This is a genomic window from Saccharomonospora azurea NA-128 (genome assembly GCF_000231055.2).
Taxonomy (GTDB): domain Bacteria; phylum Actinomycetota; class Actinomycetes; order Mycobacteriales; family Pseudonocardiaceae; genus Saccharomonospora; species Saccharomonospora azurea.
On record NZ_CM001466.1, the window covers coordinates 1,052,297 to 1,074,358 of the forward strand.

The window sequence follows — 22,062 nt, forward strand, 5'->3', positions numbered from 1 at the left end:
GCATGGAGCGCGGCGAGCACCGCGTCGCGGCGGCGTGCGCGGACACCCGCCCGCACGACGCGACCGCCGCGCAGCCCGGTCCGCACGCTCAGCGCCTCGACACCGAGCGGGCAGAGGACGATCAGCTCGTCAGCCCGGCCCGACATCCCGACTGCTCTCCACGTACCTTCCCAGCGCGGTGATCGGGAACACCAGGCGGTACAGGTGGTAGTTGATGTAGAAGTCGCCGGGGAACCCGGTTCCGGTGTACTGCGGCTGGTCCCAGCCTCCGTCCGGACGCTGTGTCTCCACCAGCCACTCCACACCCCGCGTCACCACGGCACCCCGCTCCCCCGCGGCGAGCAGAGCCAGCAGCGCCCAGGCCGTCTGCGACGCCGTGGACGCACCCCGGCCGACCCAGGACGGGTCCACGTAGGAGCGCAGGTCCTCGCCCCAGCCGCCGTCCTCGTTCTGGTGAGCCGTGAGCCAGTGGACCGCCGCGCGGATCGCCTCGTGGTCGGCGGGGATGCCGCACGCGATCAGCGCGGGCACCACGGCTCCCGTGCCGTACACGTGGTTGGCGCCCCATCGTCCGAACCAGGACCCGTCGGCCTCCTGCGCGTCCAGCAACCAGCGCACCCCGCGCCGGGCCGCTTCGCTGTCGGCCAGGCCACGGGCCGCCAGCATCTCGACGACGTGCGCGGTGACGTCGGCCGACGGCGGGTCGATCACCGCGCCGAAGTCGCAGAACGGCAGCTTCTCGCACAACGTCCGCGTGTTGTCGGCGTCGAACGCGCCCCAGCCGCCGTCGGAGCACTGCATCCCGATCAGCCACTCGGTCGCGCGCCGCACGGACGCGTCGACCCGCTCGGGCTCGGGGTGCCGGACCCGGCGCAGCCCCAGCACGACCTCGGCCGTGTCGTCGGTGTCCGGGTAGCAGTCGTTGGCGAACTCGAACGCCCAGCCTGACGGTTCGAGGTCCGGCCGTCGCACCTGCCAGTCACCGCCGACGCGGATCTCCTCGCCCAGGATCCAGTCCGCCGCGGAGACGAGCGCCGGATGGTCGTCCGGGGTCCCGGCGTCCAGCAGCGCCGTCATCGCCAACGCGGTGTCCCACACCGGTGACTGGCACGCCTCCAGCCTGCGCACCCAGCCGTCCGCCGTCTCCTCCCGGATCGTGAACCCGTCGAGCCCGTCGAGCGCCTTCGACATCACCGGGTGGTCGATCGGGTAGCCGCGCAGGTGCAGCGCGAGAATCGAGTAGACCCACGGCGGCTGGATCCCGCCCCACCCGCCGTCGGCCTCCTGACGGTCCAGAATCCACTTCTCCGCGCGGTCGAGCGCGGTCGCCCGCAGCGGCTTCACCGGCAGGCGCTCCAGCCGGTGCAGCACGGCGTCGAGCCCGTGGAACAACCCGGCCCACGACATCGCGGAGTCGGCGGAGCGCGTCGCCGCTCCCGTGCGCAGTTCCCGCAGGCTGAAGCCGAGCTGCCGCGCCGGCCGGGCCGCACCGACGATGGTCAGCGGCACCACCGTCTGCCGCGCCCAGCAGGCCCAGTCGTAGATGTTGAGCGGGAACCAGTCCGGCAGCAGCACCAGCTCCGGCGGCAGGACGGGGAGCTCCCGCCACGACCACTGCCCGAACAGGGCGAGCCAGATGCGGGTGAACACGCGGGTCGCCTCGATGCCGCCGCTGTCGAGAATGTACTCCCGCGCGCGCCGCAGGTGAGCGGCGTCGAGCGGGTCGCCCGCGAGCCGGAGCGCCGTGTAGGCCTCCACCGTGGTGGACACGTCGGCGGGACCGTCGTGGAACGTCGCCCAGGTACCGTCCTCCCGCTGCCGCGACCGGATCCACCGAGCCGTCTCCTCGGTCACGCGCGGATCCGAGATGCCGAGGAACTGCCGGAGCAGCAGGTCCTCCGCCTCCATCGTCACGTTCGTCTCCAGCTCGCCCTTCCACCAGCCCTGCGAATGCTGCAGCGAGAGCAGGTGGTCGCGCGCGGAGTCCACACAGCGCCGGACGCGATCCGGTGACGGTGCGACCACGGGGGCCGGCTCACGGGTCAGGACATCGGTCATCGGTCACGCTCCACGACGAAACGGGTGAGGTCGGTCAGTGCCGCCCGGATGTCCGAGGGCGGATTCGCCACGTCGAGGGACGCCTCGGCGTCGGCGATGTAGCGGTGCGCACGCTCACGGGTCCAACCGATGGCGCCCGTGTCGTCGATCAGGTCCGCCATCGTGCGCACGTCCTGCTCGTTCGGCGGTCGGTCCCTGCGGTAGTACTCACGCAAGGCCAGCGCGCTCTCGGTGTCGGCGTTCAGGGCCACGGCCACGGGCACCGACTTCTTCCGCACACGCAGGTCGGCGAGCACGGGCTTGCCGGTGACCTCGGGACTGCCGACGATGCCGAGCAGGTCGTCGACGAGCTGGAAGCCCATGCCGAGGTTACGGCCGAAACGACCGAGCGCGGCCACCACGGTGTCGTCACCGCCCCCCAGGCGCGCACCGACCTCCGCGGCACACGCCATGAGCGAGGCGGTCTTCCCGTCCTCCATGCGCAGGCATTCCTCGACACCGACGAGCGCGCGGCCCTCGAACTCGATGTCGGCAGTCTGCCCCTCGATGAGCCTGCGCACGGCACCGGTCAGGAAGCGGCTCGCGGTGAGGTCGCCCGTCGACTCCAGTACCTCGACGGCCAGGTTCAGCAGGGCGTCTCCGGCGAGGATCGCGGCGGGCGTGCCGAACAGGGCCCACACGGTGGGCCGGTGGCGACGTTCGGTGTCCCCGTCCATGACGTCGTCGTGCAGCAGCGAGAAGTTGTGCACGAGCTCCACCGCCACCGCGCCCGCCAGCGCGGACTCCGGTCGCGCGCGCACAGCCTGCGCCGCGAGCAGGGCGAGTGCCGGACGCAGCGCCTTGCCTCCGGCGCCCTCCACGGTCTCGCCGTGTTGGTCGGTCCACCCGAGGTGATAGCTGACGATGCGCCGCATCGCGGGATCCAGGGTGTCGACCGCCTCCCGCAACGCGGGTCGGACCAGCAGCTGGGTGGCGCTCACCTCGGACGGCAGGGTCGTCGTCATCGGCTCACACCCCCCGCCAGGTGTGCAGCGACGAGCTCGGCCGCTCGGTGTCCACTTCGCACGGCTCCCTCCATCGTGTCGGGCCAACCTGTGGCGGTCCAGGATCCGGCGAGGACGAGGCCGGGCAACGCCGTGCGCTGGGCCGCACGCAAACTGTTCGATCCGGGCCCCTGGCGGAAGGTGGCCCGTCGCTGTCGGGTGACGAAGAACCTCGAACACGGTGTGGTGGCGGCGGCGGGGAAGAACCTGGCGAGTTCGGCGAGGAACACGTCCCGCAGCGCCGACGCGGGCGTGGTCAGCCACGTCTCGGCCGCCGAGAGCGACACGGCGAGGTACTGCCCGGAGGTCAGGCCCGCCGCGGCCGTCCGGTCGAACAACCACTGGACGGGCGACGACACCGCCGCGGCGAACGTCAGGTCGGTCACCGGCCGTTCGTACACCACGTGGACGTTGACGATGGGCACCGCCCCGAGCCGCGTGAGTCGCGCCTCGGGCAGTCCCGCCCGGCCCGGCGCCACCCGCATCGCGGTCTCGGGCGGCACGGCGAGAACCACCGCGTCGGCGTCGAGGACCTCGTCGTCCATGCGCACGAGGAACCGTTCCCGCACGGGGGTGATGCCCCGGACGGTGCTGTGGGTGCGCACCTGCCCGTGGCGTTCGAGCAGGTACTTCTCCGCGGGCCGCACGTGCAGGTCGTCGAGAGGCCACCGCGGGATTCCGATGTCGGCGCCGTCGGCCGATTCGAGCAGCGCCGTACGGAACACCATGGCCGCCGACGCCAGCGACACGTCGGACGCGTGGCCGTTGAGTGCCGCCACCGTGATGAGATTCCACAGCCGGTCGAGCGTCGCGTCGTTCTGACCGTGCCGGCTGAGCCAGTCGGCGAAACTGAGGGAGTCGAGCGAGGCGTCCTGCGGGTCGAGACCCCGCAGCGCGAGCGCCGCGCGGAACACGCGCAGCCGGTCGAGCGGGCGCAACGCGGCGTAACGGGCGATCGCCGGCACGAGGTGGAGCGGCGCCCGCGCGTCGGTGCGTCGCAGCTCGGTGAACCGACCGCCCGGGGCCAGCACCGGCACCCGGAAACGGTCCTGCATTTCGAGACCGTCCGCGCTGCCGAGCCGGGTGAGCAGCGCGTGGTAGGCGGTGCAGCAGCGCAGTGTCACATGCTGCCCGTTGTCCACGGTGAGGCCGTCGCGCTGGAACGAGAAGGTCGCGCCACCGAGCCGGGACCGCGCCTCCAGGACGGTCACCGCGAATCCCGCATCGGCGAGATCGCACGCGGCGGTGAGCCCCGCGAGACCGGACCCGACGACGACCACGCGGACGTCCCGAGGACCCGACCCGCGCGCCCGAGGCTCCGCACACGGTGCCGTCACGGTGTGCCTCCCATCAACGCCACGCAGGCCACGAACGCCTTCTCCCAGTCGGGCAGACCGGTGCGGCCACGCAGCACGAGCGACGGCCGCAACGCCATCCGGGTGAGCAGCCGGTGGTAGATGCCCGCCATCGCGGCGCAACACGCCCGGCTGCGTCCGTCCAGCACGTCGAGCAGCCGCAGCCCGCGTTCGTACCACTCGTACGCGCGAGCGGCCTGGAACTCCAGAAGTGCCAGGAGGTTCTCGGTGTCGTCGACGAACGCGCCGTGCGCGTCACGGTCGAGCGTGCAGCCGAAGCGTTCGAGCTCGTCGGTGGGGAGGTACACCCGTCCGTTGTCGAGGTCCTCGACCACGTCGCGCAGGATGTTGGTGAGCTGCAAGGCCACGCCCAGGTCGTCGGCCACCGGCTCGTCGCGAGCACGGTCCGGACTGCCGAAGACCGCGAGCGACAGCCGTCCGATCGACCCCGCCACGCACTGGCAGTACTTTCGCAGCGCGGGAAAGCTCCCGTACTCGACGCCGAGCACGTCGGCACGGCAGCCGTCGATCAGGTCGTCGAACGCGTCGAGGGGGAGGTCGAACCGGCGGGTGGCGTCGGCGAGCGCCAGCAGCACGGGATCACCCGAGCCGGCGTCGAGTCCGAACTCGACCGATCGGAGGTCCGTGCGGGCGTCCTCCAACCCCTTGAGCTTGACCTCGGGACTGAGGTCGCCGTCACCGATGTCGTCGATCCTGCGGGCGAACGCGTACACCGCGCTCAGGGCGTCACGCTTCGGTTCGGGCAACAGGCGAATGCCGTACGAGAAGTTCCGGGCCTGCTGGCGGGTGATGGCCACGCAGGCCCCGTAGGCGTCATCGGTCCTCACCACGCACCACCCGTCCTCAACAAGGTCAGGGCCGAGGCCGCGACGTGCGCGCGCCGGGGACGCGGTGACCGCGCGAGCAGGTGGAAGCCGGCTTCGGCCAGCGCCGGCGCGGGGGCCGGGCCACGGGGGAGGTAGCGGGCGATCGCCACCGGGGCGGCTCCAGGCAGGGTGGCCAGGAGGGGAGGGCCCTGGTCCAGCAGGTCCAGGGCACGCGGCACCGGGAGGGGGAGGGGGGGGGGCACGCCCGTGCTCGCCCGCGCCGCCACGAGATCGTCCTCGGCCACCCCGTACCGTTCGAGGTCGGTGGTCGGGAGGTACACCCGGCCCGCGTAGGCGTCCTCCACCACGTCCTGGCAGTGCTCCAACACCTGCAGGGCGCTGCAGATCCGGTCCGAGAGCACGCGCCGTTCGGCGGAGTCGGCGTCGAACACGCGCAACACCAGGCGACCGACCGGATCGGCGGACAGCGAGCAGTAGTCCAACAGGTCGTCGAAAGTGCGGTAACGGTGCACCAGCTGGTCCCGGCGATTGGCCTCGACGAGCCGTTCCAGCTGGTTCCGGGGGAGGTCGCACACCGCCACGGTGTAGGCGAGCCGCTGGTACAGCGGGTCGGTCGTCACGCCACCGGCGTAGAGGCGGTCGAGCTCCGCGGACACGCTGTCCAGAAGCGAGAGCCGATCGCCCGAGGCGGCGTCGCCGATGTCGTCGACCATGCGCGCGAACGCGTACAGCGTGAGAAGGTGCCGGCGGTAACGGGCAGGCAGCACGTGAAGCGCGACAGGGAAATTCTCGTGTCGTGCCCGTGAGTGCAGCCGCTCCAACGGCGGTGACGCCTGTGCAGCTTCGGCGTGCATGGGCCTCGCCTCGTCCCGTCCGGCCGGTGAGCCGAGCGTCGGCATCTGGGAGATTCCATTCTCGTCCGGGACAGGCGTCGACGGCAACTCCGTTCCCATGGGTTCGATCCTTCCGGGGCCGATGGCACGCGTCCGGCGTCGGTTCGCTCTGACTTTTCCTGGTCCACCGGAAATGCTATGGCGTCACGACCCGCCCGCAACCGTAGAGACGAGTCCACGATCGTGTGACCGCTCCGCTCAGTGAAGCGGATTTCCACGGCCGACACTATCCACAAAGGTCACAAGGCCGCACCTCCCAGCTCGCCTCCGGATCACTGGTCAATCCACTTGAGACTGTAAGCTACGGCGTTACGACGGCACGTCCGGTGAGCGTTCCCTCCTCCAATCTGCGATAGGCCTGCGCCACGTCGTCGAGCGAGAACCGGGTCACCTCGGTGTGCAGCGAACCCCTGGAAGCGAGCGCGAGAACCTCGACCAGCTCGGGACGACTCCCCCAATAGGTGGTCTGCACCGACAACTCGAACGGCATGGCGAAGAACGACACGGGCAACCGCCCTCCTCCCAGACCCACGATCGTGAGGTCGCCGAGCACCCGAGCGACCGACGCCGCCAGAGCCAACGTCTCGTCGTTGCCGACGCAGTCGACGACGACGTCCGCGCCCCGTCCCCGCGTCTCGTCGCGTACCACCTCGGCCACTCCGTCACCGGGGCGGAGGGTCACGTCCGCTCCGAGTCGCCGCGCCAGCTCCAACGCCTCCGGCCGGGTGTCGACGGCCACCACCCTGGCGGCGGTCGTCGCCTTCACGACCTGCACGGCCAGATGCCCGAGCCCACCGACACCGATGATCACGGCGGTGGCGGTGGGGGTGAGTTTCGACCACGAGCGGCGCACCGCGTGATACGGCGTGAGTCCCGCGTCGGTGAGCGGCGCGGGACTCACCGGATCGAGGGCCGTCACCCCCGGTCCGCACCAGAACCTGACCCGGCCCCGGTTCCGGGACGTCCACCTCGGTCAGGACGGGCTCGGTCAGCCAGTCGTGCATCCGGAACGCCCGCATCGCCGCTCCCTCGTCAGCCCTCGTCACCCTTCGGTGGCCGTACGACCATCACAGGGCATTGCGCGTGGTGGATCAACGCCTGACTGGTGGAACCGAGGAGCAATCCCCGGAAACCGCCGCGCCCACGGCTGCCGACGACCACGAGTTGTGCCGTCTCCGACCTGTCGAGCAGCTGTCTGCGGGGCCGGTCGCGCACCAGGACCCGCTCCACCTCGACGTCGGGATACTTCGCCTGCCAGTCCCCGAGCTGCGCGTCGAGCTCGGCGCGGACGTCCTTCTCCTCGGGCGAGTTGGTGAAGAACATGCGGGCGCGGCGCAACACGCTCTCGTCCTCGACGTCGGCCCACGCGTGCACCGCGACCAAGGGCGCGGAACGCCGCTGCGCCTCGTCGAAGGCGCACGCGACGGCGCGGTCGCTCAGCGAGCTGCCGTCCATGCCCACGACGATCGGCCCGGTGGAGGGCGGCTCGGTACGTCCCTCCCCACACCGGACCACGACCACCGGGGCGTGGGCGTGCGCGGCCACCGCGACGGCGGTCGATCCGGCGAGCATCCCGGTGAAGCCCCCGAGCCCGGAGGCGCCCAGCACCACCAGTGCCGCCTTCCGCGACCGATGGGTCAGGGCGGGGACCGGCGGTTCGTCCACGGCCTCGACCGACACGGCCAGCCCCGGCGCCACCTCCGTCGCCTCGTCGGCGGCGGACTCTACGAGGGTCTGTGCTTCCTCCAGCAGGGTCTCGATGACGCTCGGCGGCACCGGAGCCTCGGTGGCGAAGTACCGTGCCACCAGCCCGTAGCCGTACACCACGTGCAGCGGAAGCGAGCGCTCGGCGGCCCGCTCCGCCGCCCAGCGCACGGCCAACCGCGCCTTGTTCGATCCGTCGACTCCCACGACGACCGAATCGCGTCCGTCCTCCCCCGCCATGTCCGCTCCCTTCCCCTCCGGCACCGCCACACACGAGGAGCACAGCCGACCGTAAGGCGGGAAGCGAGCCGGGCGCCGCCATCGTTGGTCCCGTCCACGTCGGGACTTCAGACCCGAGACGAGCGCTCAGGGGGAAGGATCGAGAACGGGTGGGCGTACAGGTGGGTCAGCAGCCCGGTGCACGCCGCCATGGCCTGCACGTCCGGGCCGAAGCGGCTCATCGTGAGGATGTCGCCACCGGGCAGCGCGGTGGCGCTCTCGTAGGCCTGCCTGACGGCGGGCAGCTGCTCCGGCGCGTCGGTGAAGGCCTGCCCGCCGAGTACCACCAGCTCGGGGTTCACGATGTCGCGCAACAACGCCACCGCCGTGCCCAGCGCCCGGGCACGATCGGCGAGGATGGCGTCGGCCGCCGGGTCACCGGAGCGCGCCGCCTCCCGTAACGCCGCGAAGTCCGGGCGGGTCAGCACTCCGGCACGGACGGCGCGCTCCAGCACCGCGCGTTCGGCGACGGTCACTTCGAGGCATCCCGTCCGCCCGCAGTGACACGGCACGTCCCCTCCCACCGGGAGATGCGCGATGCTGCCCGACTGCCCCGGCCCGCGGTGCAGCACGCCGTCGACGGCGACGGCCGCACCGACCATCTCGCGGGCGTAGACGTAGAGCGCGCTGCGCGCGTGCACCGCCTCCCCGAACAACAGCTCCGCCGTCGCCATGGCCGGCACGTGCCCGTCGAGGTGCACCGGCAGGCGGGTGACCGACTCGACGATCGCCGCGGCCGGGACGGCGCGCCAGCCGAGGGGACCGTGGTCCAGCAGGCCGCGTTCCGCGTCGACCTGACCACCGATCGCCAGTCCCACGCCGATGATCCGGCGCTCGGGCCAGTGGGCCAGGAACGCGCCGACCTCGCGGGCGATGTGTTCGAGCACGTCCTCCGGGCTGCCGTGCGGCGTCGGCATGCGCACACTGTCGAGCAGCACACCGCGCAGCGTGCTCAACCCGTACGTGGTCGTCGTGATCCCGACGTGCACACCGCACGCGGCGATCACGTCGTCGTTCAGGTCCACCGGCACCGTCGGCCTGCCGACCTCGCCGGTCGGCGTGGGCGACGGTGACTCGCTGAGCAGACCGAGGTCGACCAACGTCGCGATCTGCCTGCTGACCGTCGGCATGCTGAGCGAGGTGTGCCGTGCCACGGCCGCCCGGGACAGCGGACCGTACGCCCGCACCGCGCCGAGCACCGCCGCCGCGTTCGCCTCCCGGACTCCGCCGGCCGTTCCCGACGACGTCCCGTTCCGACCGAGCACCCTCTCCGCCACACCGACCTCGCTTCCGCCCTCAGCCCACCGAACGACGGTCATGGTGTCAACGCATTCCACGGCGTGGACTCACCGGGTAATTGTTTCAGCGCTTTTCTTAACAGCGTCTGAAATGGGTGCTCGACTCACTCGGTGGGAATGGCGTGACCCGATTCCCCGTGTACTGCCATGATCGGGACCCCGCTGGCGGCGGCCGGGTCTTTCGGCTGGCGGCCTGGCGATCGCGACCATCCGGGAATCGGAGACATTTGATGCAGACCTTGTTGCTGTTCGGACTGGCCGGAATTCTGGCCCAGCTCGTGGACGGGTCGCTGGGAATGGCATTCGGAGTGACCGCCACCACGACTCTGGTGACGCTGGGCACTGCTCCGGCGGTCGCGTCGGCCGCCGTCCATCTCGCCGAGGTGGGCACCGCGTTGGCCTCGGGTGCCGCGCACTGGCGGTTCCGCAACATCGACTGGCGCACCGTCGTGATCCTCGCCGTGCCCGGTGCGGTGGGTGCCGTGCTCGGCGCGTACGTCCTGACCTCGCTGCCGATGGAGTTCGCCGAGGTGTGGATCACGGCCGTGCTCCTGCTGCTCGGCCTGTACGTGCTCGTCCGCTTCGCGTTCCTGCGGCTCGGCGCCCTGGTCGCGACGCGTCGTCCCAGCGCCCGGTTCCTGGCTCCGCTGGGACTCGTCGCCGGTTTCGTCGACGCCAGCGGTGGCGGCGGGTGGGGCCCGGTCGCGACCACGACGCTGCTGTCGTCGGGCCGCCTCGAACCCCGCAAGGTGGTCGGGTCGGTGGACACCTCCGAGTTCATCGTCGCGCTGGCCGCCAGTGCGGGCTTCCTCCTGACGCTGTCGCAGGAGCACGAGCTGAACTACACCGTCGTCGCGGGTCTGATGATCGGCGGTGTCCTCGCCGCACCCCTGGCGGCCTGGCTGGTGCGCAAGCTCCCACCCCGGGTACTCGGCGCCGCGGCGGGCGGGCTGATCGTGTTCACCAACGCGCGCACGCTGTTGAACGCGACCGACACCGGCTCGACCGTCACCACGGTCGTGCTGACCGGCGTCGGCGTCCTGTGGGCGGTGGGGCTCACCGCCGCGATCCGATCCGTGCGTGAGGAACGGCGTCGACGCGAGCACGAAGCGCACGAGACTCCGGTGGGCTGACAGGGTCAACCACCGGGCGCGCGCCGTGCGTTGACAGCGAAACGCCGTGTCCCGCGCACGCCGTCGACCGTAGGCTCGTGCGATGGCGACTGTGCGGCTCGACGGTGTGCGACTGGCCTACGACGATGTCGGAGAGGGGCCTGCTGTCGTCCTCGTCCATGCGGGCATCGCCGACCGGCGTATGTGGGACGACCAGGTGACCGCGCTTTCCCCGGCACACCGTGTCGTGCGATACGACTGGCGTGGCTATGGCGAGTCCGGTGAGGCCCGAGGCCGGTTCGCCCACCACCGCGACCTGCTCGGTCTGCTCGACGCTCTGCACATCGAGTGCGCGACAGTGGTGGGCGCGTCCATGGGTGCCGCCTACGCCGTCGATGCGGCGCTCGTGGCGCCACACCGGGTGTCCGGGTTGGTCCTGCTCGGTCCCGGACTTTCCGGCCACACCTGGCCCGAGGCGATGCTCACCGAAACCCGCGAGCGAGTCCACAGTGCGGTGCCCGCGGATCGGCTCGCGCGCTATCGCGCGGGCACGGCGGAGCACATCGAGCCCGCTGACGTGATGGCGATGGCCCTCGCCCAGGCTCGCTTCCTCGTCGCCGGCCCCTCTCGGGACCCGGACACGGTCTCTCCCGCCGTCTGGGACCGGGCGGTCACCATGCTGTGCGACGTGTTCCGTCGACTGTGGACCGCGCCGGAACACGTCGCGCTACAGCCGGATTCCCCGGCGACAGAACGGCTCGGTGAGCTGTCCATGCCCGTGACCGTGGTGAACGGGGAAGCGGATGCACCGTGGATCCAGGACGTCGCCGAACTCGTCCACACCGGGGTACCTCACGCTCGTCGACTCGACCTGCCCGGCGTCGGCCACCTTCCGGCGCTGGAACGGCCCCGTGAGGTCACCGCCGCCATCCTCGACACCGTCCGTGAGGGCCGACCGCGTCGACCGAGCGTCAGCCCATCGTCTTCTGACCGTCGATCGTCTCGCGGATGATGTCCGCGTGCCCGGCGTGCTGCGCGGTCTCGGCGATGAGGTGCAGCAGCACCCGGCGCACCGACCAGCGCGCACCGGGCTCGAACCACGGCGCGTCGGGCAACGGGTAGGACGTGTCGAGGTCGGGCACGTCCGCGATGGCCCGCTCGGTCTCGGCCGCGACCTCGTCGTAGCGGGCCAGGACGCTCGCCAACGTCTCACCGGGGAGCAGCTCGAACCGCTGCTCGTGCTCACGCTGCATAGCCTGCAGGCCTTCCTCCGTGGTCGGAATGTCGATCGCGGCGAGGTCGCCCTGCGCGAACCGGATCCACGTGTGTTCCGTCTCCGCGACGTGTTTGATCAACCCACCGAGGCACAGTGCGCTCACGGTGGGTCGCGCGACGGCGTGTTCGTCGCTCAGCCCCTGCACCGTGTAGCGCAGGGCCCCTCGGTGCAAGGCGAGTGTGCCGAGCAGATCGGAGCGCTCGGCGGTCAGCGTCGGTGCCTGGGTCATTGTGAACCCCTCTCGATCGGAATGCCGCCACGCTAGCCACCGGCACCGACAGAAACCGCGCGTTCAGCCGCCCGAGCGGCGAGCGCGTTCGAGCGCCGGGCCGAAGCGCTCCCGTACCGCGTGCCACGCCTCGACGACCTCGGCCCGCTCCGGCTCCACCGGTTCGGGATCGGCGCGGTCGCCCTGGAACGACAGGAGCAACTGCACGACGCGACCGACCACGTCGGGGTGACCGAGTGGTACCGGTGGTTCCACGCGCACGGCGGGGTCGGTCTCCCTGCTGACGAACGCCGCGACGCGTACCCCTCGCGCGAGCAGGTGCTGCCGCGCCGCCGCCGTGTCGGTGTCCCACCAGTCCGCGTACGAGCCGTCGGCGTCGGCCTCGACACCGGCCCGCGTCATCGGGGCCGGATCGACCACCACGACACTTCGGACGCGGTCCGCGTGAGCGTCCGCCAGCCGCAATGCCGCCTCGGCGGCCGTGCCCGCGGCCACCAGGTGGGCGTGGGTCGCCACACCCTCCAGCAACTGGTCCACCGACGGCGTGTCACCGGTCTCCGCGGGCAGCCGGCACCAGCCGACCCGGAGGTGGTCGGCCAACGGCCTCCACGTCGCGGGCAACGCGTCGTGCTTCGCCTCGCCCGCCGGGTCGAGCACCAGCAGCACGGGCGCCGACTCCAGCCCGTGCCACACCACCGGTGGTCCCGCCCCGCGGACGTCGTCGTCCTGGAAGTCCCTCATGGACGCAGACGTACCCGGCATTGATCGCGACTATGCGTGCCGGCGACGCGCAACCGCCCGAGGACGGCGCCATCCCGGCTCACCCGAACCGGTCCGGCGGTGCCCTCGTCGGTCCTCGTCGCCCTGTACGACCCGCCGCCGGTTCGTAGACTTGCACCTTATGCCCGGTCGAGGCCACTACCACCACGGTCACCTGCGCCGTGCCATCATCGACGCCGCCGTGGACGTCATCGCTCAGGACGGCATCGGAGCCATCAGTCTCCGCGACCTCGCCCGGCGGGCCGGTGTCTCCCACGCCGCCCCGGCGCATCACTTCCACGACAAGGCGGAGCTGCTCACCGCCATCGCCGTCGAGGGGTTCGAGCTGCTCTCCGATTCCCTGGAGGAGGCACTCGACACCGCTCCGCTCCCGCTGCTGGAAGTGGGCACCCGGTACGTGCGGTTCTCCGTCGAACATCCCGGGCACTTCGAGGTCATGTACCGGCCGGAGGTCTATCATCGCGACGACCCCGACCTGGTCGCGGCACGGCTCTGGGCCCGACGCGTACTGTGCACGGGCGTCTCCACCGCGTCTCCGGGCCTCGACGACGAGGTTCTGCGGTCCGGAGCGCTCGCGGCCTGGGCCCTCGCGCACGGCTTCGCCACGCTGGCCCGCAGCGGCAACTTCGACGAGTACCTCGAACGCACGTCGGCCACGGAGCTCTTCCACCGCATGGCGGTGCGGGTGCTGTCGATGGGCACCTCGCCGGGCGAACCCGCCTGACCCGCCGGTGCCGCGCCTCACACGGCACCGGAGGTCACCTCGACGGAGGCGGGGTCAGCGGCGTTCGTGTCCGCGTTCCACGGCGGCGATCAACTCCGGACGCAGCGCCTCGGGCGCGATGACCGCGTCGACGGAACCGACCTCGACCGCACGGCGGATGGAGTGGATCTCGTCGAACTCCGCGGCGACCTCGCCGAGCTTCTCCGCGCGCACGGACGTGCGTACGTCGGCGAGCTGGGTCGCGAGCTCGGCCCGCTCGGAGTCGTCCGCCTCCGCCAACCGCGCCTCCAGGTCCCGCACCCGCTCGTCGGCGGCCGTGCGGTTGGCGACCTCACCGGAGAACACCACCGCCGCGGCCGGTGCGCCACCGATCACGGACGCGAACGACCCGTCGACGGCGAGCACCGTCATGTTCGGGTTCAACGCCTTCGAGAAGACGACGAACGCACCGCCGTGGTAGCGCGAGATCACGCAGAACACGATCGGGCCCTCGAAGTTGACGATCGCGCGGCCGATCTCGGCGCCGTACTCCAGCTGGAGCTTGCGCATCGATTCCGGCGAACCGTCGAAGCCCGACAGGTTGGCCAGGACCACCACGGGACGGTTGCCGCTGGCCGCGTTGATCGCGCGCGCCACCTTCTTGGACGACCGGGGGAACAGCGTGCCCGCCGTGTAGGTGTCGGGCCCGTCCGTGGGCGGGAACCCGCGCCGCGGCACGGATCGCGACTCGATGCCGATGAGGCACACCGGCCACCCGCCTAGGTGCGCGTCCTGCACCACCGCGGTCTCGGCGTCGGCCATGCCCGCCCACCGTTCGAGGACGGGGTGGTCGGCGTCGGCGACCGCGCGCATCACGGTGCGGATGTCGAACGCCTTCTTGCGGTCGGGGTTCGTCTCGGGCGAGAAGATCTCCCCGACGGTGGTGAAGTCGCTGCCGACGACGTTGTGCGGGTAGGGGCTCACGTCGCGGTCACGCGGGTCGGTGGTCTCGGCGCGGCGGGGTCCGCTCTCCCCCGGAGCGACGTAGGTGTGGTCGTAGTGCGCCATCAGGACGTCCCGGGCGCCCGCGAGGTCGGCCGCCCAGTACTGGGCCTGGCCGTTGGGGCCCATCACCCGGTCGTAGCCGCCGATGCCGTGGTTGTCCTCCGCGGACACCCCGCCGGAGAAGTCGAGCGACTGCTTGCCGGTGAGCACCATCGCCGAGTCCGGGGTCATGACGAGGATGCCCTTGGTGTGCATCAACATCGTCGCCTCGGCGTTCCAGTAGGGCTGAGCACCGACGTTGATGCCCGCCACGACCACGTTGATCTCGCCGCCGTCCTGGGTGAAGTGGACGATGCGCTTCAACGCCGCCGCGACCCAGTCCATGTTCTCGGTACCGGAGTCCATGGCGATCCGCGCGCCCGCGGAGAGGGCGAACCACTCGAGCGGCACTCCCATGCGTTCCGCGAGGTCCAGGGCGGCGATCACGCGGGCGCACTCGGGTTCGGCGAGCGCGCCGAGTGCCTTCGTCGGGTCGCCCAGGAGCACCACGCGGGTCACGCCCTGCGGGTGGCGGACGGTGGGCGTGGTGACCACACCGGCGACGATGCCCGCCGTGTTGCCGCCCTTCGGCCGGTCCACGGGGACGAGCGTGCCGTCGGCGTCGAGGTCGTGTTCGACGAACGTGCCGTTCGGACCCGCGAGCAGGCCCACCAGCTCGTAGGGATAGACCGTGTTGCGCCGGCGCGCCCGCAGCACCTTCTGCCCGTACGCGTCGAGCGGGCGGACGACCTCAGTGGACGGTGTGGTCATGCGCACGCTCACCCCCGAGCCGGGGGTGTGCGTGATGAGCACGGCGACCTCGCGCGTGTCGCCGGTCGCGGGGTCACGCCGCCGGCCGAGGAACTCGACGCGTTCGACACCCGCGCCCGCGGTGGTCGGCACCACGCGGCGGGCCACGGCACGCAGTTCGTCGGTGGTGAAATCGATCGTCGGCCACACGTAGATGACGATCCGGTTGGTGTCGAGGCGCTTCTTGGCCGGGCGGCGCACCTGCTGCTCACGAATGGCGTCGAGGCAGGCGGCGAGCGACCCCTCCACGTCCGGCAGCGCGAGGACGCGCCCCTCGGAGTCCCGCAACGGCGTGAGGTCGCGGACCTGCGCCATCGCCACGAACCGCTCGTCGGACGGGTTGTCCGGCGCGACGCACCGCACGAGGTGGACCTCCTCGTCGGCGGACGGCAGCCGGGTGAGGTCGAACTCGCGGAGGCGCCGCAGCTGGAGCCGCTGCGCGATGAGCGGGTGCAGACCGCGGATCAGCCGGTCCTCGGTCAGGCCCTGGGCGGACGACCGGAAGGTGAAGTGCTGGTGCATCACCGAGCCGGTGCGTCCCGCCACGGTGACGGTGACCCGGCGCACGGCACGCGGCAACGCCACCTCGGTGAGGGTCGCGAACAGCTTCGCCGCGGCCGTCTCGTCGTCGGCGAACTCGTCGGACCACGCGAGGTAGAGGTCGACGACCACGCTCGCGTCGTCGGCGGAGCCGGACGCGGCCGCGTCGATCGCGTGCAGCGCGTCGGTCAGCTGCCGCGGGTCGGCGGCCGTGGACACCAGCCGCACCCGCTCGGTGTCGAGCTCGTATTCGGCCGTCACACACGGGAATCCGGAGACCTGCTGGACCCGCACGTTCGCGAGCGACCGGTCGCGGTAGTAGCGGCCGGCCATGACCTCCAGCAGCGGCCCCAGGTCGGCGCCCTCCCGGTGGATGCGCTGCCCGACGATGCGCACCAGCGGCTCGGCGCACGCGACCATGGCGGCGATCCGCTCGGCGCGGTCCGGGCAGTCCGGGTGCGTGTCGAGATGGCGCAGGTGCTCCCGCACCTCGACGTAGGTCTCGGCGCGCTTCCGGCGCAGCATCGGCTGAGCGAACCACCGGAACACGACGCTGCGGGCCAGGTCGGCGACCACGGGGAAGCGCACCTGGGTGGCGGCCACCAGGTGTTCGAGCATGTGCCCGACCGGCTCCCGCACGGACTGTTCCGGCGCGGGCTCGGTGAGCCACTGCCGCAGCAGCGCGGTGACCAGCCCGACGTCGCTCGCCGCCCGTTGCTGGGCGCAGAACAGGCGGAACACGGCCTCCGTCAGCTCCGGCCCCTGCTCCAGCTCGTCGACGCCGTAGTGGGCCAGGGCGCGGGACAGCCGCTCGCAGAACTCCTCCGACAGCCCGGCCCGGTCGATGTCCAGGCTCTGCAGGTAGGTGTGGAAGTACTCCCGGGGGCTGTGCACGCGGGTGTCGGGTGACCGTTCGTCGGCGACCGGCCGGTTGCGGCTCAGCTCGGAGAGGTCGGCGAACACGTGCAGCAGCTGCCGTTCGGCCTCCACCGGACGCTCGCCCCGCTCGACGAGCTCGCTCCTCGCCGACTGGTACTCGCGCACCACGCGGTCGACGTCGTCCGAGTCGAGGTCGAACCCGAGGAGCCGGCTCCGCAGGTCGGCGAGGGCGCGCTCGGCGCGCTCCGCCGCGTCGAGGGACGGGGGCGCCGACGGCAGTTCGAGCTCCTCGCCGGCGGACTCGGCCTGGTCCGCGTCGGCGTCCTCGGTGTCGAGCGGCTCCAGCCTCAGCAGCGGCGCGCCCGCCTCGACCTGGCTGCCGATCGACACCGGGCGCTCCCGCAGCACGGCGCGGAACGGCGCCCGCAGCACCGTCTCCATCTTCATGCTCTCCAGGACGAGCACGGGCGCACCCGCCTCGACCTCGGCGCCCACCTCGACGGGCGCCGCGACCACCAGCGCGGGCGCCGGTGAACGCACGATGCCACCCTCGTCGCGGCTGATGCGGTGGACGGCGCCGTCGACCTCGACCACGTGCACCGGGCCGTGGGTGCCCGTGACGAAACGGAACCGCGTGCCGTGCGCGACGAGCTGGCCCGTGGCCTCGCCGTGACGCTCGATCTCGACGTCGATCCGGTGCGTGACGGGCCCGTTCTCGATGGCCACCCCGTACCGCCGTGGCGCGGTCCGCGCCACGGTCACCCGGTAGCCGGTGCCGCGCAGCTTGAGCTCCACCGAGCGAGGGCCGGAGTGGCGGATCTGCGGCCGCCCACCGTGCGCGGTCGACAGCAGGTGCTGCTGTTCGGCCTGTTCGGCCTCGGTGTAGGAGTCGATGGCGGCGATCGCGAGCGCGACGCCCGCGTGCCGCGTCGACCGCAGACGTCCCTCGCCGCGGACCCGGTCGATCCACCCGGTGTCGGCGCTGGCGTCGACGACCTCCGGCGCGTCGAGGAGGTCGAGCAGGAAGCTCTTGTTGGTGGAGCCGCCCTCGATCAGCACGCTCGTGTCCGCCACCGCGCGGCGCAGGCGACCCAGCGCCTCGTCCCGGTCACGGCCGTAGGCGATGATCTTCGCGATCATCGAGTCGAAGTCGGCCGGGATCGTGTCGCCCTCGCTCACTCCCGTGTCCACCCGGACGCCCGGGCCCGCCGGGAAGTTCAGCAGGCTGATCCGGCCGGGTGCCGGGGCGAAGTCGCGGTCGGGGTCCTCGGCGTTGAGTCGCGCCTCCACCGCGTGTCCGAGCTCGGACGGCTTCTCGCCCTCCAACCGGCCCCCTGCCGCGACGTGCAGCTGCGCCTTCACCAGGTCCATACCGGTGGTGGCCTCGGTGATGGGGTGCTCCACCTGCAGGCGGGTGTTGACCTCGAGGAACGCGAAGAGCTTTTCGCCGGGGTGGTAGAGGAACTCCACCGTCGCCGCTCCGCGGTAGCCCACCGCGAGCACGAGCCGTTCCGCCGAGGCCTTCAGCTCACTCGTCTGCTCCGGCGAGAGCAGCGGTGACGCCGACTCCTCGATGACCTTCTGGTTGCGCCGCTGGACCGAGCAGTCGCGCACCCCCAGCGCCCACGCCGTGCCCTGACCGTCGGCGATGACCTGCACCTCGACGTGCCGCGCTCCGGTGACCAACCGTTCGAGGAACACCACGCCACTGCCGAAGGCGCGCTCGGCCTCCATCCGGGTGCGTTCGTAGGCGTCGGTGAGCTCGTCGTCGGACGACACCACCCGGATGCCGCGTCCACCACCGCCGGCGGTGGCCTTGAGCATCAGTGGATACCCGATCCGGTCCGCGGCGGCGCGGGCGGCGTCGAGATCGTCCACGGGCCCGCCGCTCCACGGCGCGACGGGAACGCCGACCTCCTCGGCCAGCAGCTTCGCGCCGATCTTGTCACCGAGCTTGCGCATGGCCTCGGCGCTCGGACCCACGAACGTGACGCCCAGCCGATCGCACAGCTCCGCGAAAGCCGGGTCCTCGGCGACGAAACCCCAGCCGACCCAGGCCGCGTCGGACCTGGTCTCGACCAGAGCGCGTTCCAGCAGCTCGAGGTTCAGATAGGGCCGCGCGGACGCCGCTCCCAGGCAGTACGCGTGATCGGCTTCCCGCACGAAGGTGGCGTCCCGATCGGCGTCCGTGTAGAACGCCACGGTCTCCAGTCGCGGCCCACCCTCGGCGTTGCGCTCCCTGACGGCATGGATCAGCCGCATAGCGGCTTCCCCGCGGTTGACGATGGCGACCCGACGGAACACCGAACTCCCCTTACCCTGCTGCGACGACACGCGACCGGCGCGGACGCCTCGGCAGAGACGACCGGCCCCTGCCACTCTCGCGGTTGGGAGCCCCTTCCGGTAATGATCGGACTCACCACGTCGCGTCAGCGGGTTTTGTAGGAATCTGCCAAACCGCTCGTCAGGTCACTCGACGTACCGAAGCGGTCACGCGATCACGCCGGGCTCAGCGACCGCGACGGCTCCGGGTCGGCGCCGGCGCGGATCACCGGCTCCGCAGCGGGCTCGGGACGGCCTGCCGGGGTGCTGTGCCCGCGTGTCAACGAGCGCAGCACCCCGGCCGCCACGGCGGTCGCCACCAGCGTGACCAGCCCGGAGACCAGCAGCGCCTCCTGGGGACCGAACCGTTCGGACAGCCAGCCGAGGGCGGGTGCCCCGAGTGCTCCCGCGCCCCCGGCGACTGTCCCCTGCACCGCCAACACACGGCCCCGCATGCTGTCGGCGGCGTCCAACTGCAGGCGCGTGCTCTTCACGGTGTCGATCACCACCGCGCCTGCCGCGATCGGCAGCAGCACCAGCGCGAACCCGGCGAACCCCGGGACGTAGCCACTGATCGCCTGCAGCACACTCGTCACCCCCGCCGCGACCAGGAGCACGGGGAGGGTGAAGTCCTTGATCCGGGCGGCGAGCAGCCCGCCGAGCACCGTCCCGACGGCGAACACCGAGGACAGCGTTCCGTAGCCCGCGGAGCCCGCGCCCAGCGGTCCTTCCGCCATGGCGGCCATGCTCACCTGGTAGTTCCGGCCCAGCGACGACAGGACGAACCCCAGCGCTAGCAGCACGAGAAGGACGTGCCGGGTGCGCAGGTAGCGCAGTCCGGCGCGCACCCCGGCGTGTTCGGGCTTGCTCACGGCCAGAGGGTGGAACTGCGTCGTGCGCATCGCGAGCACCGTGACGATGACGGCGCCGAAACTCACCGCGTTGAGGCAGAACAGCAAAGGCTCCCCGACGACCGCCGCCAGCACCCCGGCGAGGCTCATCCCCAGCACCCGGCCCACCGAGTTCATCACCGAGTTCCACGCCAGCGCGTTGCCCAGGTGCACCCTGGGCACCACCTGGCTCGCGAACCGTCCGAGCGCCGGCCCCTCGAACGTGCCGACGAGGCCCGCGGCGGCGGTGAGACCGAACAGCACGGGCAGCGGCAGACCGGCCCACACGGTGAGCGCCAACGCCAGCGCGATGAGCACGTGCAGTGTCTCTCCGGCCAGGATGATCCGACGGGGCGACACCCGGTCGGCCAACGCGCCGGCCCACGGCCCGCACACCATCGCGGGGATGGTGGACAGGGCCACGGACAGTCCCACGGACGTCGCCGAACCGGTGCGTTCCATCACGACCCAGTTCAGGCCCAGCACCTGCATCCACGTTCCCGTGACCGACACGAGGTCGGCCAGCGCCCACAGCCGGTAGTTCCGGCTGGAGAACGCGCGCAGCATCGGCGGCAGGGCTTGCCGCAAGATCCTTCAATCCCTTCGGGGACGGTGCACGCGGCCCGCACCCGCGCGTCGGGGAGCGCGAGGGGCACGGCGTCCACCGCATCGACAGCAGTGTGAGCGCGACCGGACGGTGTCGTCGTCGAACGGCCACCAGCCGCTGGGCCCTCACGCTACCGAGCGGGACGAAGGGCGTCCTCACTTCTCGCCTGTGGTGATGGCAACAATGAGGTTTGATCCGGGCGAACCCGGACATGCCGTCGCCACAGTCGATCCCGGTGCAGAACAAGTCCACTACGGACAGTACGACGCATACTCGCAGTGGTCAGTCGTCGACAGGCGCCGGTGCCGTCTCCGACCGATCCGCGCGACGTCTGCACCACTTCCCCTGGACACACCACGGCCGCGGACGAGGGCCTGGCGCCTCGCCCGCGGCCGGGTCGAACGACGGTCAGCGGGTCGTCGGGCCCTCGCCCGGACCCCGCCGCTCCTCGTCGATGTCGAACTGCTCCTTGCGGACCTCGCCGGAGATCGTCTCCTCCTCGGTGACCGTCTCCTTACCGAGTCGCACCTTCTCCACGGGCACGTTCTCCTTGGTGACGTGCGCCTCCTCGCGGTGCAGGGTGATCTCCTGCTCCTCCTCGCCGATCTCGTGCGGTGTCCCGCGCTCGGCTCCGGTCACCGGTTCCCGTTCGATGCGGACCTCTTCGTGGGACACGGGCACCGTCATCTGCTGTTCCTCGGTCACGACGTACTTGCGCAGCCGCACCCGACCGCTTTCGACGTTCTCGGTGCTCGCGTGCAGTCGCTCCTCGGACCGCACCATGCCCTCGTCCTCCGAGCCGGGCCGCCCCTGGGGCATGTCGCTCGGGCGCCCCCGCCCGGCCGTCGTTCCCGTCTCCCCCGCCGCTGTCGTGCCCGCGGCGCCGGTGGTACCGGCAGTACCGGCGGCTCCGGTCATGCCCGTGGTCGGACCCGTCCCACTCCGCTCACCTCGACCGCCGGTGCCCGTGTCTCGGCCCGTGGACTCCTCCGGCATCGCGGACCTGGGGGTCGGGAGGTTGTAGTGACGGTACAGGGCCGCGGCCTCCTCGCCGGAGAGGTCGCTGTCGGCGTCCGTGTGAGGAGCGTCGGAGACCTGCGCCTTCGACACCGAGACGTGGACGCCGTCGGAGTCCATCCGCGCGCCCTGGAGCGGCACGAAGCTCTCCCTCTGCCCGAAGAGGCCCGTTCGCACGGTGACCCACTCCGGGTCTCGCGATTCCTCGGCCAGGTAGACGGTGCCCACCTTGCCGATCTTGCGGCCCTCCGCGTCGACGACCGAGTTGTCGACGAGTTCCTCCGGACGCAGTGTCGTGGCCACGATCGCTGCCTCCCTTCCGCTGTGTGTGCACGGACCGGGTCGAACAAGCCGCCCAACCCTCTGAGCAGCCTT

At 71.6% G+C, this 22,062-nt stretch carries 16 protein-coding genes; 3 read left to right on the forward strand and 13 right to left on the reverse strand.

Annotated elements, in window-relative coordinates:
* Positions 1 to 129: 129 nt before the first annotated feature.
* From shc to SACAZDRAFT_RS04805, 8 genes are all read right to left on the reverse strand, one after another.
* Positions 130 to 2,058 (reverse strand): squalene--hopene cyclase, encoded by a 1,929-nt coding sequence (gene shc, locus SACAZDRAFT_RS04770; protein ID WP_005439218.1) that lies wholly within the window; start codon positions 2,056 to 2,058, stop codon positions 130 to 132.
* On the reverse strand, positions 2,055 to 3,062 hold the full coding sequence (locus SACAZDRAFT_RS04775; RefSeq protein WP_005439219.1) for a polyprenyl synthetase family protein: 1,008 nt from the start codon (positions 3,060 to 3,062) through the stop codon (positions 2,055 to 2,057). The genes shc and SACAZDRAFT_RS04775 overlap by 4 nt, the downstream gene beginning before the upstream one ends.
* A complete protein-coding gene (gene hpnE, locus SACAZDRAFT_RS04780) occupies positions 3,059 to 4,438 on the reverse strand; it encodes a hydroxysqualene dehydroxylase HpnE (protein WP_005439220.1) in 1,380 nt (459 codons plus the stop codon). Before hpnE ends, SACAZDRAFT_RS04775 begins: the two co-directional genes overlap by 4 nt.
* A complete protein-coding gene (locus tag SACAZDRAFT_RS04785) occupies positions 4,435 to 5,304 on the reverse strand; it encodes a phytoene/squalene synthase family protein (protein WP_040927913.1) in 870 nt (289 codons plus the stop codon). Before SACAZDRAFT_RS04785 ends, hpnE begins: the two co-directional genes overlap by 4 nt.
* Positions 5,301 to 6,257 carry a squalene/phytoene synthase family protein gene (locus SACAZDRAFT_RS04790; RefSeq protein ID WP_005439222.1) on the reverse strand — a complete coding sequence of 319 codons (957 nt, stop codon included), beginning with the start codon at positions 6,255 to 6,257 and terminating at the stop codon, positions 5,301 to 5,303. Before SACAZDRAFT_RS04790 ends, SACAZDRAFT_RS04785 begins: the two co-directional genes overlap by 4 nt.
* A 241-nt stretch (positions 6,258 to 6,498) precedes the next feature.
* Positions 6,499 to 7,116, reverse strand: a complete 618-nt coding sequence (locus tag SACAZDRAFT_RS04795) for a zinc-binding dehydrogenase (protein ID WP_232286362.1) — start codon at positions 7,114 to 7,116, stop codon at positions 6,499 to 6,501.
* A gap of 113 nt (positions 7,117 to 7,229) precedes the next feature.
* On the reverse strand, positions 7,230 to 8,141 hold the full coding sequence (locus SACAZDRAFT_RS04800) for a universal stress protein (protein WP_005439223.1): 912 nt from the start codon (positions 8,139 to 8,141) through the stop codon (positions 7,230 to 7,232).
* Positions 8,142 to 8,248: 107 nt separating this feature from the next.
* The gene (locus SACAZDRAFT_RS04805; protein ID WP_005439225.1) at positions 8,249 to 9,499 is read right to left on the reverse strand and encodes an ROK family transcriptional regulator; all 1,251 of its coding nucleotides are present in this window, start codon (positions 9,497 to 9,499) and stop codon (positions 8,249 to 8,251) included.
* Positions 9,500 to 9,708: 209 nt separating this feature from the next.
* Here SACAZDRAFT_RS04805 and SACAZDRAFT_RS04810 point away from each other — a divergent pair, with 209 nt between their 5' ends.
* The gene (locus SACAZDRAFT_RS04810; protein WP_005439226.1) at positions 9,709 to 10,611 is read left to right on the forward strand and encodes a sulfite exporter TauE/SafE family protein; all 903 of its coding nucleotides are present in this window, start codon (positions 9,709 to 9,711) and stop codon (positions 10,609 to 10,611) included.
* A gap of 82 nt (positions 10,612 to 10,693) precedes the next feature.
* A complete protein-coding gene (locus SACAZDRAFT_RS04815; protein ID WP_005439227.1) occupies positions 10,694 to 11,602 on the forward strand; it encodes an alpha/beta fold hydrolase in 909 nt (302 codons plus the stop codon).
* Here the strand turns inward: SACAZDRAFT_RS04815 and SACAZDRAFT_RS04820 are convergent.
* On the reverse strand, positions 11,562 to 12,095 hold the full coding sequence (locus SACAZDRAFT_RS04820; protein WP_005439228.1) for a DinB family protein: 534 nt from the start codon (positions 12,093 to 12,095) through the stop codon (positions 11,562 to 11,564). The two genes, SACAZDRAFT_RS04815 and SACAZDRAFT_RS04820, sit on opposite strands and share 41 nt — an antisense overlap.
* 63 nt (positions 12,096 to 12,158) lie before the next feature.
* Positions 12,159 to 12,836 carry a hypothetical protein gene (locus SACAZDRAFT_RS04825; RefSeq protein ID WP_005439229.1) on the reverse strand — a complete coding sequence of 226 codons (678 nt, stop codon included), beginning with the start codon at positions 12,834 to 12,836 and terminating at the stop codon, positions 12,159 to 12,161.
* A gap of 160 nt (positions 12,837 to 12,996) precedes the next feature.
* Here SACAZDRAFT_RS04825 and SACAZDRAFT_RS04830 point away from each other — a divergent pair, with 160 nt between their 5' ends.
* Positions 12,997 to 13,599, forward strand: coding sequence for a TetR/AcrR family transcriptional regulator (locus tag SACAZDRAFT_RS04830; protein ID WP_005439230.1), 603 nt, complete (start codon positions 12,997 to 12,999; stop codon positions 13,597 to 13,599).
* 54 nt (positions 13,600 to 13,653) lie between these two features.
* Here the strand turns inward: SACAZDRAFT_RS04830 and SACAZDRAFT_RS04835 are convergent, their stop codons facing one another.
* From SACAZDRAFT_RS04835 to SACAZDRAFT_RS04845, 3 genes are all read right to left on the reverse strand, one after another.
* Entirely contained in the window at positions 13,654 to 19,155 is a 5,502-nt protein-coding gene (locus tag SACAZDRAFT_RS04835) for an ATP-binding protein (protein WP_005439232.1), read from the reverse strand.
* Positions 19,156 to 19,349: 194 nt separating this feature from the next.
* Positions 19,350 to 20,630: an MFS transporter gene (locus SACAZDRAFT_RS04840; RefSeq protein ID WP_040927669.1), complete on the reverse strand. Its 1,281-nt coding sequence runs from the start codon at positions 20,628 to 20,630 to the stop codon at positions 19,350 to 19,352.
* Between the two features lie 448 nt (positions 20,631 to 21,078).
* Entirely contained in the window at positions 21,079 to 21,990 is a 912-nt protein-coding gene (locus SACAZDRAFT_RS04845) for a DUF2382 domain-containing protein (RefSeq protein ID WP_005439234.1), read from the reverse strand.
* Between the last annotated feature and the right edge of the window lie 72 nt (positions 21,991 to 22,062).

What these genes read in the sequence shown, in the direction of transcription:
- shc (WP_005439218.1), bottom strand. Translation starts at nt 2,058, where the DNA reads ATGACCGATGTCCTGACCCGTGAGCCGGCCCCCGTGGTCGCACCGTCA.
- SACAZDRAFT_RS04775 (WP_005439219.1), bottom strand. Translation starts at nt 3,062, where the DNA reads ATGACGACGACCCTGCCGTCCGAGGTGAGCGCCACCCAGCTGCTGGTC.
- SACAZDRAFT_RS04790 (WP_005439222.1), bottom strand. Translation starts at nt 6,257, where the DNA reads ATGGGAACGGAGTTGCCGTCGACGCCTGTCCCGGACGAGAATGGAATC.
- SACAZDRAFT_RS04800 (WP_005439223.1), bottom strand. Translation starts at nt 8,141, where the DNA reads ATGGCGGGGGAGGACGGACGCGATTCGGTCGTCGTGGGAGTCGACGGA.
- SACAZDRAFT_RS04805 (WP_005439225.1), bottom strand. Translation starts at nt 9,499, where the DNA reads ATGACCGTCGTTCGGTGGGCTGAGGGCGGAAGCGAGGTCGGTGTGGCG.
- SACAZDRAFT_RS04810 (WP_005439226.1), top strand. Translation starts at nt 9,709, where the DNA reads ATGCAGACCTTGTTGCTGTTCGGACTGGCCGGAATTCTGGCCCAGCTC.
- SACAZDRAFT_RS04815 (WP_005439227.1), top strand. Translation starts at nt 10,694, where the DNA reads ATGGCGACTGTGCGGCTCGACGGTGTGCGACTGGCCTACGACGATGTC.
- SACAZDRAFT_RS04820 (WP_005439228.1), bottom strand. Translation starts at nt 12,095, where the DNA reads ATGACCCAGGCACCGACGCTGACCGCCGAGCGCTCCGATCTGCTCGGC.
- SACAZDRAFT_RS04825 (WP_005439229.1), bottom strand. Translation starts at nt 12,836, where the DNA reads ATGAGGGACTTCCAGGACGACGACGTCCGCGGGGCGGGACCACCGGTG.
- SACAZDRAFT_RS04830 (WP_005439230.1), top strand. Translation starts at nt 12,997, where the DNA reads ATGCCCGGTCGAGGCCACTACCACCACGGTCACCTGCGCCGTGCCATC.
- SACAZDRAFT_RS04840 (WP_040927669.1), bottom strand. Translation starts at nt 20,630, where the DNA reads ATGCTGCGCGCGTTCTCCAGCCGGAACTACCGGCTGTGGGCGCTGGCC.